Here is a 13,909-nt window from a genome sequence, read left to right as displayed (position 1 = left end):
CCTCGTTCGGTCTGCGTCCGCGGCGGCCGGCCCTCGGGCGGCGTCCAGCGGGTCCGGGCAGGCGACCCGGACGAGCGGCCCGGAAGGGCGGCCCAGGAGAAGAACGCTACATGCGTCAGCCGACGTAGCCGCTGCGCATGTCGTCGACGATCCGCGGTCGGTCGAGGGTGGAGGGCTCCAGGTGCTGCGGGCGCCGGTCGGCCGGGAAGACGCCGGAGGCCGCCAGGACAGCGTCGTCGAGGAACCGCAGCGGCGGGGCGCCGGGGGAGAGGGCGAGCCCGGGCGGGGTCGCGCCGGGCTGCGCCAGGGCGAACCCCCAATCGCCGAAGCTCGGCACGTGCACGTGGTACGGCGTGGCCGCGAGCCCGGCGGCGTCGAGGGTCGAGACGGTGCGCCAGAAGGCGGTCGGCGTCGAGTAGGGGCTGCCGGCCTGCACCGAGACCAGCCCGCCGGGCGCCAGGGCGGCGCCGACGAGCCCGTAGAACTCGGTCGAGTAGAGCCGGCCGAGCACCGGGGTGTCCGGGTCGGGCATGTCCACGATCACCGCGTCGAACCCCGCGGCGGCCGGGGAGCGCAGCCAGCGGAAGGCGTCGTCCAGCACGACGTCGACCCGCGGGTCGTCCAGCGCGCCGGCGTTGAGGTCGGCCAGCCGGGTCCGCGCCAGGTCGACGACCGCGGGGTCGAGCTCCACCTGCACGACCTCGCGGACGGTCGGGTGGCGCAGCACCTCGCGCGCGGCGAGGCCGTCCCCGCCGCCGAGGATCAGCACCCGCTCCGGGTCGCGGGCGAGCACCGGGTGGACGAGCGCCTCGGTGTAGCGGTGCTCGTCCCGGCTGGAGAACTGCAGGTCGCCGTCCAGGTACAGCCGGACGTCGTCGGCGCGCTCGGTGACCACGATCTCCTGGTAGTCCGAGCGCTGCGCGGCCACCACGGGGTCGGCGTAGAGCCGCTGCCGGGAGGTGGTCTCGATGTCACCGGCCCGGACGAGCAGCACCCCGAGGACGGCGGCCGCGGCGAGCAGCGCAGCCGTGGCGGTACGGCGGGCACGGGGGGTGAGCTCCCCGCGGAGGACGAAGGCGGCCACGACCGCGGCCGCCAGGAGGTTGAGCACCCCGGTCAGGGCCGCGCCCCGGATCTGGCCGGCCAGGGGCAGCAGCAGGAACGGCCAGGCCAGGCCGCCGAGCAGGGCGCCGGCGTAGTCGGCGGCGTTGAGGTCGGCGAGCAGCGTGCCCGAACCGCGTGCGTCGATGCCGCTGCGCCCGGACTGCAGCAGCGTCATGAGCAGCGGCACCTCGGCACCCACGAGGACCCCGATCACGGCGGTGCCGGTCACCAGGACGGCGCTGCTGGTCCCGTAGAAGGAGAACGAGACGTAGAGCGTCACCGCGCTCAGCCCACCCACGATGCCGAGCAGGATCTCCACGGCGACGAACGTCGCGGCGGCGTGCCCGAGGAACGGCTTCACCAGCAGCGCGCCCGCGCCGAGCGCCGCGACGAACCCGGCCACGATCAGGGAGGTCTGGGTGATCCCGCCGCCGGTGAGGCTCGCCGACAGCGTGAGCAGCACCAGCTCGTAGATCAGCCCGCACGCCGCGCAGACCGCGACGGCCGCCAGCAGCAGGGGGCGCGAGCGCACTCCGCCGCCCGCCGCGGCCGGCCCTGCCGCCGGCACGCCCCGTGCGGACGCCGTCACGGCCTCAGGACAGCGCGGCGGCGTTGACCGCGCCGATCGCGACCAGGCTGACGGCGACCGCCCAGGCCGATCCGCGCATCCGCGGCTGGTTCACCAGGGAGCGCAGGTCGGCGGGGATGACCGCGTCCAGCACCCGGAGCGCCAGGGCCTGCAGCAGCACGCCGATCAGGCCGTAGACCGCCGTGTCCACCAGTCCCTGGCCCAGGTTGTCGGCGCTGGTCATGATCGCCGTCACCACGATGATCGCCAGCGCGAGGTGGTTGGCGCCGAGCAGGATCGCCGCGTTCGGGTTGTGGTCGAGGTAGACCTGCGTGCGCAGGTTGCCCGGGGTGATGAGGTCCAGCGCGAGGAACCCGAGGGCGAGCACGCCCACCCCGATGACGAAGAACAGCAGCGTCCCGACGACGCCCTGGATCAGCAGATCGGCGTCGACGTGGCCGAACTGCACGGCCTGGTAGGTCGTGCTCACGTGAGGTCGCTCCTGGTCTCGAGGGGAGTGGGGACGTGCAGGGCGGGGGTCACTTGGCGTCCCCGGGGCCGCCGCTGCCGCCCGTGCCGACGGGGGAGCCCGGCCGGAAGCCCGGCCCGAGGAAGGCGAAGAAGCCGCTGCGGTACCGCTCGTCGAGGTCCTCGACGCGCACGGTGCTCCCGTCCGCAGCGGGGCTGACGATCACGATGTCGTCGTCGTAGCGCAGGTACTCGTTCCCGCCGTCGGCCTGCCGTTCCGCCGGGGGGACGGCCTCGGTGATGGCCGCGGTCGTGGTGCCCACCGGATCGGGCGAGGCGTAGACCGCGGCGTTGCCGACGATCTCGGTCCGCTCGTAGGTGTCGTCGAGGAAGGCGCGGATGCGGGTACCGGTCCCGCAGCTGCTCAGGAGCAGGACGGCGGCCAACGCGAGGGCCACCATCCGGGACATGTTTCTCACGGCGTCCACCTGGTCTGTGTCGTGACGACCTCGCCGGTGTCGCCGGCGGGGTAGAGGTGCCAGGTCCGCCACGCCCACCCGCCCCCGGCCAGGGGCCGCGCGGTGAGCGCGGTCAGGGCGCCGGCCGCCCCGGGGAAGGCGCCGCAGAGCCACGCCGGGTCCGCGCCGGCCCGGTCGCGCAGCCGCAGCGCGCTCACGTCCAGCTCGGCCCGGCTCACGGTGGTGACCGAGGAGGTGAGCGCGTAGCCGCCGGACCGGGTGCTCCGGGGCAGCGGGTCGCCGCCGGCGCCGACGGCGTCGCAGGAGACCTCCTCGGTCAGCCGGGAGCCGGGGACGGCGGCGGTGACCACGTGCGAGGCGCCGAGCACCCCCAGCGTGATGGAGCCACCCCGACCGTCGTCCAGCCGGAGCCGGGCGAGCGGCTCGGCCAGGGGCCCGTCGAGCACCAGGCCGAGCGCCGTCGCGGACACGTCGCGCGGCTCCACGTCCAGCACGTGCAGGCTCATGCGCCGGGGGTGCGGTGGTAGACGGTGAGCTCCCCGCGGCTGACGGCTCGGCCGGTGGAGACCTCCCAGGACTGGGTGGGTGCCCAGCGCTCGAAGGCCAGCAGCCCGGTCTTGTCCGCCGTGGCGTAGTCGGCGTACTCGACGGTGCCGCTCGGCGGGGTGCCGGTGGTGCCCTCGGCGGTGTAGGCGGCCCGGCCCCGCTCGATCTGGCGGTGCACCCGGTCGTCGAGGATCACGTCGCCGTCGGGGGTGAGGTTGGTGCCCTCCCGCCGCATCCACAGCGTCATCTCCAGCTCGCCCTCGTCGTCCTCGACGGTGAGCCAGCGGCGGCCGGTCGACCCGTCGAGCAGGTGCTCGCGCCAGGTCATCCCGCCCTCCTCGAGGACGATCGTGCCGCGGACCACGTGGTCGACGCCCGCGTACGTGATCACGTCACCGACGCCGATGGCGTGCGGGTCGTAGACGTCGGGCTCGTCGGCCAGGGGGTCGACGCGGGGCCGCGGTGCGGCGGCCCGGGCGAGGTTCCGCCGGCGCAGCACGAGGACCACCACGGCGAGCGCGGCGAGCGCCACGAGGACCACGACCAGGAGGACGAGCAGGACATCGGGCATCGCGGGCCTCCGGGCTCGGTACGGACGGGTCGAACCTATCGCGGCGGGCTGGCTAGCGTGGCGGGCATGGGCGGGATGAAGGACCGGATGCTGTCGGGCCGGCCCTACCGGCCCGACGACCCCGACCTCGCCACCGACGGCCGGCGGGCGGCGGCTCTGCTGGCCCGCTACAACGCCGAGTCCGACGGCGTGACCCGGCACACCCTGCTCACCGAGCTGCTGGGGTCGGTGGGCGGCGGCACGACGATCCGCTCGGACTTCCGCTGCGACTACGGCTACCGCATCTCCGTCGGCGCGTTCTGCTTCGTCAACTGGGGCGGGGTCTTCCTCGACGTCGGGCCCATCACCCTCGGGAACCACGTGCAGCTCGGCCCGGGGGTCCAGCTGCTGACCGCCGGCCACCCCGTGGACGCCGGGCTCCGCCGGGCCGGCTGGCAGCAGGGGGCGCCGATCACCCTGGGCGACGACGTCTGGCTCGGCGGTGGCGTGATCGTGCTGCCGGGCGTCACAGTCGGCGCGCGCACGGTCGTGGGAGCGGGCTCGGTGGTCACCCGTGACCTGCCACCGGACGTGGTGGCCGTCGGGAACCCCGCGCGCGTCGTCCGCTCGCTCGGCGCGGAGCGGCCCTAGACCGGAACCGGCGGGGAGACCGTGCCGGCCGGCCGGCCGGTCACCGCGGTCAGCCAGTCGTCGGTCCGGCGGGCCCAGGTGCGCCCCGCCGCCCAGGCCCGGCGCTCGTCGGCCCGGCCCGGTGGTTCCGTGGCGGCCGCGCGGAGCGCCTCGACCATCTCGTCGGCGCCGGAGACGACCGCCGTGTGCGGCGGCACCTCCCCGGAGTGCTCGAGGTGCCCGGCGGTGGCCACCACGGGCAGGCCCCGGGCGGAGTAGTCGTAGGTCTTCATCGACGACTGCCCCAGCGCCCGCGCCGCGACGTCGGGGACCAAGGCGACGCGGGCGGCGTCCAGCACGGCCGGCAGCCGGTCGCGGGGCGTCAGCCCTCGGTAGGTGAAGCGCCCGGGGAACTCGCCCTCGAGCGCGAGGAAGCGGGCGCGGGCCGGGGCCGAGCGCTCGGGGAACACCAGCTGGCCGTGCACGGCGAGGGTCCAGTCGGGCAGCGCGGTGAGCACGGCCCGGACCAGCTCGACGTCGAAGCGCTCCGCGACGCTGCCCACGTAGACGGCGTGCCGCTCCGCGCGGGGGGCGGAGCGTGGTGCGGTCAGCAGCGCCTCGTCGGTGCCGTTCGGCACGACGACCGGGCGCCGCCCCGGGAACAGCCCGGCGAGGACCGGGTTCACCACGACGATCTCGTCGGCCTCGTCGGCGATCCGGCGCAGCTGGGCCGGGACGTTGCGGGCGTGCGGGAGGAGCCGGGCCCAGTCGTCGGTGCAGTCGAAGACCACGCGGCCACCGAGGCCGCGGGTGGCCCGCCAGTCCCACGGCAGCATGAGGACGGTGACGTCCTCGGCCCAGCCCGAGCGGCGGAGGAAGGCGCGCAGGAGCGCGGCGTCCACCCGCTCGGACAGGGCTCCCCGGGAGCCGGGCAGGACCGTGGAGCGCTCGGTCACGGTGACGCCGTCGCAGACCTCGGCGAACCGCGCCGCGCGCAGGTGCCGCCACCAGTTCCCCGGGTCGGTGCGCACCCGGTGGGCGTCCGCCGGGGCCTGGACGAAGCGGACGTCGCCGCCCCGGCGGACCAGCTCCCGGGCGATCATCTGCTCGCGGCGGATCGCAGGGTGCCAGGGGTCCTTCGCGACGAACCCGACCCGGGTGGCCGGTGCGGCTGGGGGGACGGGGTTCAGCGGGGGGCTCCTGCGGTGCGCACGACCCCCGACCCTAGGGCGCCGGGGCGCGGGCGGCTCGGCAGACTGGGCAGCCGGGAGCCGGGCGGAGCGCGGCGGGTCGAGGGGCGGTGCGTCGGGTGCTGGACAGGCTGCCCCGGGAGGTGTTCCGCAGGCTGCCGTTGCCGGCGAAGCGGGCGCTGCTCTTCCGGGAGGCGCACGGCCGGTTCCCCCGCCGCCCGCCGCGCACCTTCACCGAGAAGCTGAACTGGCGGGTGGTCCACGACCGCCGCCCGCTGATCGCGCAGCTCGGCGACAAGCTGGCGATGAAGGCGTACGCGGCCCGCGTCTGCCCGGAGGTGCGGGTGCCGCGCGTCCTCTGGGCGGGCACGGACGTCGCCGACCTGGCCGGGGTGCCGCTGCCCGAGCACTGGGTGCTCAAGCCCAACCACGGGACCATGCGGGTGCGGCTGGCCTCCGGACGGCCCGACGTCGCTGCCCTGCGGGAGGCCACCGCGGGCTGGCTGGACGAGCCGCTGTTCCCCACCCGCGGGGAGTGGGTGTACAGCCGGGCCCGGCGCCTGCTGCTCGTCGAGGAGTTCCTCGGGCGCCCCGGCGTCCCGCCCGCCGACCACAAGCTGCTGGTGTTCGGTGGTCGGGTGCGGCTGGTGCAGGTGGACACCGGCCGGTTCAGCGCTGGGCATCGGCGCCGGCTCTACACCGCGGAGTGGTCGCCGTTGCCGTTCGTCGACCCGGGGATGACCCTGGGACCGGCCGACCCGCCGCCGGCGAGCTACCCGGCGATGCGGGCGGTGGCGGAGGCGCTCGGCCGGGAGTTCGACTTCGTGCGCGTGGACCTCTACGACGTCGACGGCGAGCTCTGGTTCGGCGAGCTGACCCCGTACCCCGGCGGCGGGCTGGACCGGCTGCACCCCGTGGTGGACCGGGCGCTGGGCGCCTGCTGGGACCTGCCGCCGCGAGCGGCCGTCCGTGCGCCCCGGAGGAGCCGCCGCGGCACGCCGCCCGCGCCGTGACCGCGCACCGCGGGCGGCCCGCCGGCCGGGCAGTGGCGGGTCAGGAGCCGGAGGCGGGGGCGCCCGCGGGCGCCGTCCGGCTCTCGGCGTCCTCCTCCGACCGCGCCGTGCTCCCGGCGCTGTTGGAGTGGAAGGCGGTGCGCTGCGGCGCGGGGCCCGGTCGCCGGCCCGGCTCCGCGGCGGCGAGCGCCTCCGGGGCCAGCGCCGGGTCGACGCGGCCCCACTCGGTCTCGACGTCGGTGAGCAGGGCCTCCAGGTAGGCCCGCAGCTGCGCCCGGCAGGCCTGGGCGAACGCCCTGAGGAACGCCACCTGCTCCTCGAGCTCGGCGGCGGTCCGCTGCCCGGCGGCGTCGCCGCCGCCGTCCCCGGTGGGGCCCCCGGTGAGCCGGGCGGCCGCCTCCTGCGCCGCCTGCATGATCGCGCCGGCGTTCTCGCGCGCCAGCCGTAGCTGCTCCTCGTACTGGTCGCGGGCCTCGGCGGTCATCTGCCGGCTGAAGTCCTCCGCCTCGGCGACGTACTCGTCCGCCGTCTGCTGGGCGCTGGCGAGGATGCGGACCGCCTGCTCGCTGGGGGGCTCGGGCACGGTGATGCCGTCCAGGCGCTGCTGCAGCTCCGCCACCTGCCGGTGCAGCCGCTCCCGCTCGCCGACCAGGGTGCTCACCTCCGCGGCCACCAGCTCCTGGAAGCGGTCGACCTGCCCCTGGTCGTACCCCGGGTGCAGCATCGTGCCCGCGGCGAACCGCGCCCCCCGGATCTGCTCGGGCGTGAGCCGCCGAGCGTTCCCTCCGGTCCCGGACGTCTCGGTGGTGGTCATTCGGTCACCTTCCCCTCGGCACTGGGCCCCGGTCGGCTGGGGGCGAACACCTCGCTGCGCACCCGTTCCCGCGGCACGCCGTGCTGCAGGAGGCCGCTGACGGTCGCCTCCACCATGGGCGCCGGGCCGGCCACGAACACCTCCCGGCTGAGCCACGGACCGTGCCGGAGGACGACGTCACCGACGTCCCCCTGCTCCAGGCCCGACAGGTCGTCGTCGGACACCGCGTAGGTCACGCCGAGCCACGGGTGGGCCGCCCGCAGCTCGTCCAGGGCGGCGCGGTCGTGGAGCTGGTCCTCGGTGCGGGCGCCGACGAACAGGTCCACCCGGCGGGCGGGCCCCTGCCGGGCCACCTGGTCGACCAGGGCCTTCAGCGGCGCCAGCCCCATGCCGCCGGCGACGAGCAGGAGGTCGCGGTCGGAGTCGCCGGCCAGCGTGAGGTCGCCCAGCGGGGGGCCCAGCCGCAGCAGGTCGCCCTCCTCGGTGCTGCGGACGAGCGCGGTGCTGACCGGTCCGCCGGGGCGGGCCTTCACGTGCAGCTCCAGGGTGCCGTCGTCCCGGGGGGCGTTGGCGGGGGAGTAGTACCGCCACAGCCGCGGCCGGCGGTCGATCTCCAGGGACAGCGACTGGCCGGCCAGGTAGTTGACCGGCACCTCGGGCCGCACCTGGAGCACCGCCACGTCGATGGCGCGGCGCTCGTGGGACACGACCTCGGCCCGCCAGGTGGCCGGCTGGTCGCCGGACTCCTCGGCGCCCTGGATCATCACCGAGGCGACGAGCTCGTAGGCCTCGGTCCAGGTGCGGGCGCGGTGCTCGTCCCACTCGTCGTCGAAGTGCTCGAGCGTCGCGAGCAGGCTGGGCATCACCGCGGGGTAGTGCGCCGGCAGCGTGCCGAACTTGCGGTGGTCGTGGCCGAGCTGCTTGAGGATCGGGACCAGCGCGTCGAGGTCGTCGACGTGCGACACCACCTCGCCAAGCGCGTGGAAGAACCGGTCGCGCTGGTGGGCCATGGACACCGGGAACATCGCCCGCGTCTCGGGGTGGCTCAGGAACAGGTGCGAGTAGAAGTACAGCGGTGCCTCGTCGCCGGTCGCCGCCGCCTTGGCGAAGCTCGCCCGCATCGCGGCGATGTCCATGCGTGCCTCCTCGCGGCGGGGTCCGGCCGGCTACCTGGCGCGGCATCGGCTCCGGTGCGCGACGACGCCTGCGCGCTCCGCCGTCCCCTTCCCCGGTGCACGCGGCGTCACACGGGCACCGGCGAGGTTTCTGCCCGCCGGCCGGCGGGGCCGCGGAAAAGTCGTTCGCCGCCGATGAGATATCCGGGGAGAGTCCGTCTGCACCACGACGACACCGACCCAGGGTGAGGTACCCATGCCGCAGCACGCACCGCTGGCCGTGGAGGCGACGGCGCTGGTCAAGACCTACGGGGAGACCCAGGCGGTCGGCGGGCTGGACCTCGCCGTGCCGGCCGGGAGCATCTACGGCGTCCTGGGGCCCAACGGGGCGGGGAAGACGACCACCATCCGGATGCTGGCCACGCTCGTCCGCCCCGACTCGGGCAGCGCCCGGGTGCTCGGGTACGACGTCGTCGCGGAGGCCGACGCGGTGCGCGCGCAGGTGAGCCTGACCGGGCAGCTCGCGTCGGTCGACGAGGAGCTGACCGGGCGGGAGAACCTGGTGCTGCTCGGCCGGCTCCTCGGGCTGTCCCGCCCCGGGGCCCGGGCGCGGGCCGACGAGCTGCTGGACGCCTTCGGCATCGCCGCGGCCGCGGGCAAGCTGGTGAAGCACTACTCCGGGGGGATGCGGCGCCGGCTGGACATCGCGGCCAGCATCGTGGTCACCCCGCGGCTGATGTTCCTCGACGAGCCGACCACCGGGCTGGACCCGCGGTCACGCAACCAGGTGTGGGAGATCGCCCGCGCGCTCGTGGCCGAGGGGACCACGATCCTGCTCTGCACGCAGTACCTGGAGGAGGCCGACCAGCTCGCCGACGGGATCGCGGTGATCGACCGGGGGCGGGTGATCGCCGAGGGGACCCCGGCCCAGCTGAAGGCGTCGGTCGGCACCGGGGCGCTGCACGTGCGGCTGCTCGACCCGGTCCGGCGCGCCGAGGCGGCCGCGGTCCTCGAGAGCGCGCTCGGCTCGGTCGCCCTGGAGCCGGACCCGGCGGCGCTGTCGGCCACCTGCCCCGACTCCGCCCGGGCCGCCGCCGGCGTGGCCGAGCTGGCGCGGACCGGCATCGGCATCGCCCACTTCTCCCTCGACCAGCCCAGCCTGGACGAGGTCTTCCTCGCCCTGACCGGCCGCGGCGCCGAGGACCCACCCGGAGCGGCACCGACCCTCGAGGAGCGGACGTCATGAGCACGGCGACCACGACCACCGACGCCGACGCCGCGGCCGTCCGCCGGGCGATCGCCGGCCGCGAGCGGCCCCCGCGGCCCGGACCGCTGTCGGCGGCCCTCACGTTCGGCTGGCGGGGGATGCTCAAGGTCAAGCACGTCCCCGAGCAGCTGCTCGACGTGACCGTGACGCCGGTGATGTTCCTGCTGATGTTCACGTACCTCTTCGGCGGCGCCATCGCGGGCTCCACCAGCGCCTACCTGGACTACACGCTGCCCGGCCTGCTGGTCATGTCGGTGCTCTTCACGACGGTCTACTCCGGCGTCTCGCTCAACACCGACCTGACCAAGGGCGTCGTCGACCGCTTCCGGTCGCTGCCGATCTGGCGGCCGGCGCCGCTGCTGGGCTCGCTGCTCGGGGACAGCGTCCGGTACGTCGTGGCGGGCACGGTGATCATCGTCGTCGGCGTGCTGCTGGGTTACCGCCCGGACGCGGGGGTGGCGGGCGCCGTGGCGGCGCTGGCCCTGGTGGTGGTCTTCTCGTTCGGGCTGTCGTGGGCCTTCTCGGTGCTCGGCCTGCTGATGCGCAGCCCGAACGCCGTGATGAACGCCGGGTTCATGAGCATCTTCCCGCTGACGTTTCTCTCCAACGTGTTCGTCGACCCGGCCACCCTGCCCGGGCCGCTGCAGGCGTTCGTCGACGTCAACCCGATCTCGGTGCTGGCCACGGCGTGCCGCTCGCTGATGGACGGCACGCCGGACGGCGTCGCGATCGGCGTCTCGCTGGCGGTGGCCGCCGCGCTGGCCGCGGTCTTCCTCCCGCTGACCACCCGGCTGTACCGCAGCCGCTGACGCCCGGTTCCCGCCGACGACCCCGCCCGGTTCCCGCCGTCCACGCCGGTGCTCGTGAGCCCGGCCCGGGAGCTCGGGCAGGTGCCCTCTGCATGACTCGTGCCCTGCCCACAGGAGTGGGCAGGGCACGAGTCATGCTGAGATCACCGGGCCGGGAGGCGCGGAGCGGACGGCGCCTGCCGGCAACCGGTGAACCTCGGCGACGAAGCGGCCGGGGTGGATCAACGGCTCGTCCTCACCGCCGTCGGGATCCGGGGTCAGGCGGCCGGCGTCGCCGCCGGCGCCGGGGCGGGCGCGGTCCTCGGGATGGCCAGCCCACCGAGGAGCCCGGCCGCGAGCACCGCGGTGCTCACGCCGAACGCCGCCTGGAAGCCGGCCACGTCGGTGAGCCAGCCGGCGATCAGGGGCCCGGCGATGGCACCCAGGTCCGCCGACATCTGGAACACCGCGACGACCCGGCCGCCCCGCCCGGCGCTCAGGTCGCCGACCAGGGCCGCCGGGGCGCTGGCGAGCAGCGAGGCGGCGAGCCCGAAGACGGCCATGGACAGCAGGAAGGCCCAGAGGACGGGCGGCAGGACCAGCACCGCCATGGCCGCCGTCGCCAGCGCCGCGCCCACGATCAGCGAAGGCCGGCGTCCCCAGCCGTCCACCAGCCGGCCGGATCGGAGCAGGCCGAGCGCCTGCGCGACCGAGCCGACGAGCAGCCCGGCCCCCGCCCAGGCCACGGTCCGGCCCAGCTCCTCGGTGACGTAGAGCGGTACCAGGGAGTTGCGGACGCCGAACAGCACCCAGCCGACGCCGAAGTTGGCCAGCAGCGCGGCCAGGTAGACCCGCGAGCGCAGCGCGCTGCCCAGCCGGACCGGGCCGGCGTCGAGGTCGGGGCCGGCGGCGTCACCCGCCGGGGGCGCGGCCGGGTCGGGCTCGGCGGTGCGCAGCAGCGCGACGCCCACCGCACCGGCCACCAGCAGGAACCCGGCGTAGAGGAAGAACGGCAGCCGGGGGGAGAGCTCCGCCAGCAGCCCGCCGGCGGCCGGCCCGGCGATGCCGCCGAGGATGAAGCCGCCCTGCCAGGTGGCCGCGGCCCGCCCGCGGTGCGACGGCGGGGCCACCCGCAGCAGCAGCGAGAGCGCCGCGACGGTGAACATGGCGCTGCCGATCCCGCCGGCGGCCCGCAGCCCGAGGAAGAGCGGGAAGGACCCGGCCAGCCCGGCGAGACCGGTGGTGACGGCGACGACCACCAGCCCGGAGGCGAGCACGAGCCGCTCGCCGAACCGCTCGACCAGGGTGCCGCCGCTGAAGGCGGAGACGAAGCGGAAGAACGCGAAGGCGCTGACCGCCAGCCCGACGGCGGTGGTCCCGACCCCGAAGTTGCGGGCGAACAGGGGGATCGCCGGGGCGACGATGCCGAAGCCGAGCGCCACGACGAAGGCGATGACCGCCAGGACCCTGACCTCGCGGGGCAGCTCGCCCCGTGTCCCCACCCGCACGAGAGGCGATCGTCGCACGTGCGGTGGCCCGACACGCACGAGACACCCGGGCGCGCGGGGCGGACGGACCGCGCCGCGCGCCCGGGTGTCTCAGCCGGCGGTCGTCAGCCGGCGATCCGCCGGGCGCTGTTGTAGCCGCCCATCGAGTCGATCGACGCGACCTTCACCGGGACACCGGACGTGGCGGCGTGCACCATCTGGCCGTTGCCGATGTAGATGCCGACGTGGCTGACCGGGCTGTAGAAGAAGACCAGGTCACCCGGCTGCAGGGCGGAGCGGGAGACCGGCGTCCCCATGGTCGACTGCATGCGGCTGGAGTGCGGCAGGCTGATGCCCGCGGCCGCGTAGGCGTACTGCACCAGGCCCGAGCAGTCGAAGGCGTTCGGGCCGGCGGCCGCCCACACGTAGGGGTCGCCGATCTGGGCCATGGCGGTGTTCACCGCGGTCTGCGCCGCGCCGCTGCCGCCGGACACCGGCGCGGGCGGCGCGGGGGCGGGGGCCGGGGCGGGAGCCGCCGGGGCCGGGGCGGGAGCCGCGGCTGCGGGAGCCGGGGCGGCGGGAGCCGGGGCGGCGGCCGGCGCCTCCTCGGCGGCCTGGGCTGCCTGGGCCGCGGCGGCCTCCTCGGCGGCGTGCCGCTCGGCGGCGGCGCGGGAGGCGCGCTGCTCCTCGGCGCTCAGCCGGTCGAAGTGCGCCTGGTAGACGGCGATCTCCTCGTCGAGGCGCGCCCGCTCGGCGTTCACGCGGTCGACCTGCGCCTGGGCGTCCGCCGCGGCCCGCTCGGCGTCCGCACGGGCGCGCTCGGCGTCCTCGTCGGCGGTCCGGGCCTCCCCGAGCACGCCGTTGTTGTGGGCGGCGATCGTGTCGAGCAGGCCGACCCGGTCGATCAGCTCCGTGGGCGAGCCGCTGGTCAGCATCGCCGTCACGGTGTCCAGCCGGTCACCGGTGTACGCGCTGCGGGCCACCGTGCGGACGCGGTCCTGCGCCTGGGCCAGGGCGGCCTGCGCGGCGGTGAGCTCCTCGGCGGCCGCGTCGGCGGACGCCTGCGCCGCCTTGAGGTGCTCGCGGGTCTCGTTGAAGCGCTCGGTGAGCACCTCCAGGTCGTGCGCGCGGGCGGCGACGAGGTCCGCGGCCTCCTGGGAGGTGGCCGGCTCGGGGTCGGCGACGGCGGGGAGCGGCGCCAGGACGACGCCGCCGGCGGCCACGAGGGCCAGCAGGGCCCGCCGTCCGGTGATGCGGCGGTGGGCAGGGCTGAGCGAACTCGCCATGTTCGGCGGGTCTTCCTTTCTTCCACGGCCGCCTACCGGGTTAGCTGACGGGTTCGGGCGGGAAGTCGCCCGGCGGCGGACGGCCCGTGCGGGCCGCTCGTCGCTTCACCCCAGGTGGTGCGTTGGGTCCCCGGTCCGGGTGCCGGACGGATCCGGCGGGTGGTTCGGCGGCGTCCGGGCGGCTGTCACGGGTTGAGTGACGAGAGGGTCCGTCCGGACGGGCCCACGCTAGGTGCCGATCCGGCGGATCACCATGCCTGGGGACGACTTCGTCCAGCACCGTGGCCGACAGTCCGGCGGGCGTTCACGCCCAGTCACCGACGCGCCGTGACACGCCCGCGGTCGGCTGACGTGAGGTGGACCACCTCGCCGACGACCCAGACCGCCGGGGGGCGGACTGCGTGCTCGGTGAGGGTGGCCGGGAGGTCGGCCAGGGTGGTGCGCAGCGACCGCTGGGTGGGGGTGGAGCCGTCGGTCACGACCGCGACGGGGGTGTCGGGTGCGCGGCCGTGCTCGACGAGGGCGGCGGCGATGGCGGGGGCGGTGTCGACGCCCATGAGGACGACGAGGGTGCCGCGCAGTGCGCCGAGGGCGGCCCAGTCGA

General features: G+C 75.9%; 15 protein-coding genes and 1 riboswitch. Of the genes, 4 read left to right on the top strand and 11 right to left on the bottom strand.

The features are described 5' to 3' along the window. Positions 1–115: 115 nt before the first annotated feature. From ACI79Q_RS17890 to ACI79Q_RS17870, 5 genes are read right to left on the bottom strand one after another with little or no spacing between them, the layout of a single operon-like run. Positions 116–1,693, bottom strand: coding sequence for a polyamine aminopropyltransferase (locus tag ACI79Q_RS17890; RefSeq protein WP_456589723.1), 1,578 nt, complete (start codon positions 1,691–1,693; stop codon positions 116–118). 4 nt (positions 1,694–1,697) lie between these two features. Further along, the gene (locus tag ACI79Q_RS17885; RefSeq protein ID WP_456613712.1) at positions 1,698–2,162 is read right to left on the bottom strand and encodes a DUF350 domain-containing protein; all 465 of its coding nucleotides are present in this window, start codon (positions 2,160–2,162) and stop codon (positions 1,698–1,700) included. Positions 2,163–2,211: 49 nt separating this feature from the next. Further along, positions 2,212–2,610, bottom strand: coding sequence for a DUF4247 domain-containing protein (locus ACI79Q_RS17880; protein ID WP_456589772.1), 399 nt, complete (start codon positions 2,608–2,610; stop codon positions 2,212–2,214). Between the two features lie 5 nt (positions 2,611–2,615). Further along, positions 2,616–3,125, bottom strand: coding sequence for a DUF2617 family protein (locus ACI79Q_RS17875; protein ID WP_456589721.1), 510 nt, complete (start codon positions 3,123–3,125; stop codon positions 2,616–2,618). After that, entirely contained in the window at positions 3,122–3,736 is a 615-nt protein-coding gene (locus tag ACI79Q_RS17870; protein ID WP_456589720.1) for a DUF4178 domain-containing protein, read from the bottom strand. Before ACI79Q_RS17870 ends, ACI79Q_RS17875 begins: the two co-directional genes overlap by 4 nt. Positions 3,737–3,802: 66 nt before the next feature. Between ACI79Q_RS17870 and ACI79Q_RS17865 the strand changes: the two genes are divergently transcribed. Further along, complete coding sequence (locus ACI79Q_RS17865) at positions 3,803–4,366, top strand: sugar O-acetyltransferase (protein WP_456589719.1); 564 nt, start codon at positions 3,803–3,805, stop codon at positions 4,364–4,366. Here ACI79Q_RS17865 and ACI79Q_RS17860 read toward each other — a convergent pair. Next, positions 4,363–5,448, bottom strand: a complete 1,086-nt coding sequence (locus ACI79Q_RS17860) for a glycosyltransferase family protein (protein WP_456589718.1) — start codon at positions 5,446–5,448, stop codon at positions 4,363–4,365. The genes ACI79Q_RS17865 and ACI79Q_RS17860 overlap by 4 nt on opposite strands. Positions 5,449–5,654: 206 nt before the next feature. Between ACI79Q_RS17860 and ACI79Q_RS17855 the strand changes: the two genes are divergently transcribed. Further along, on the top strand, positions 5,655–6,548 hold the full coding sequence (locus ACI79Q_RS17855; RefSeq protein WP_456589717.1) for an ATP-grasp fold amidoligase family protein: 894 nt from the start codon (positions 5,655–5,657) through the stop codon (positions 6,546–6,548). Positions 6,549–6,588: 40 nt separating this feature from the next. Here the strand turns inward: ACI79Q_RS17855 and ACI79Q_RS17850 are convergent, their stop codons facing one another. Together ACI79Q_RS17850 and ACI79Q_RS17845 are read right to left on the bottom strand one after the other, a co-directional pair. Further along, complete coding sequence (locus ACI79Q_RS17850; protein ID WP_456589716.1) at positions 6,589–7,362, bottom strand: DivIVA domain-containing protein; 774 nt, start codon at positions 7,360–7,362, stop codon at positions 6,589–6,591. Then, positions 7,359–8,498 (bottom strand): globin domain-containing protein, encoded by a 1,140-nt coding sequence (locus ACI79Q_RS17845; protein WP_456589715.1) that lies wholly within the window; start codon positions 8,496–8,498, stop codon positions 7,359–7,361. The genes ACI79Q_RS17850 and ACI79Q_RS17845 overlap by 4 nt, the downstream gene beginning before the upstream one ends. A 235-nt stretch (positions 8,499–8,733) precedes the next feature. On the opposite strand from ACI79Q_RS17845, the gene ACI79Q_RS17840 reads away from it, so the two are divergent. Together ACI79Q_RS17840 and ACI79Q_RS17835 are read left to right on the top strand one after the other, a co-directional pair. Then, the gene (locus tag ACI79Q_RS17840) at positions 8,734–9,723 is read left to right on the top strand and encodes an ATP-binding cassette domain-containing protein (protein ID WP_456615121.1); all 990 of its coding nucleotides are present in this window, start codon (positions 8,734–8,736) and stop codon (positions 9,721–9,723) included. Beyond that, positions 9,720–10,553, top strand: coding sequence for an ABC transporter permease (locus ACI79Q_RS17835; RefSeq protein ID WP_456589713.1), 834 nt, complete (start codon positions 9,720–9,722; stop codon positions 10,551–10,553). The genes ACI79Q_RS17840 and ACI79Q_RS17835 overlap by 4 nt, the downstream gene beginning before the upstream one ends. A 257-nt stretch (positions 10,554–10,810) precedes the next feature. On the opposite strand, the gene ACI79Q_RS17830 is transcribed toward ACI79Q_RS17835, so the two are convergent. From ACI79Q_RS17830 to ACI79Q_RS17820, 3 genes are all read right to left on the bottom strand, one after another. Further along, positions 10,811–12,040 (bottom strand): MFS transporter, encoded by a 1,230-nt coding sequence (locus ACI79Q_RS17830; protein ID WP_456615120.1) that lies wholly within the window; start codon positions 12,038–12,040, stop codon positions 10,811–10,813. A 104-nt stretch (positions 12,041–12,144) separates the two neighbouring features. Further along, complete coding sequence (locus ACI79Q_RS17825) at positions 12,145–13,305, bottom strand: C40 family peptidase (RefSeq protein WP_456615119.1); 1,161 nt, start codon at positions 13,303–13,305, stop codon at positions 12,145–12,147. Positions 13,306–13,319: 14 nt separating this feature from the next. Further along, positions 13,320–13,473, bottom strand: a riboswitch (cyclic di-AMP (ydaO/yuaA leader). Positions 13,474–13,619: 146 nt separating this feature from the next. Then, a partial coding sequence (locus ACI79Q_RS17820) for a uroporphyrinogen-III C-methyltransferase (protein WP_456615118.1) occupies positions 13,620–13,909 on the bottom strand: 290 nt, incomplete at its 5' end.

This window comes from Blastococcus sp. SYSU DS0828, from assembly GCF_054050975.1.
Note: the sequence above shows the minus strand (reverse complement) of the source record. Positions and strands in the feature narration are given on the sequence as shown.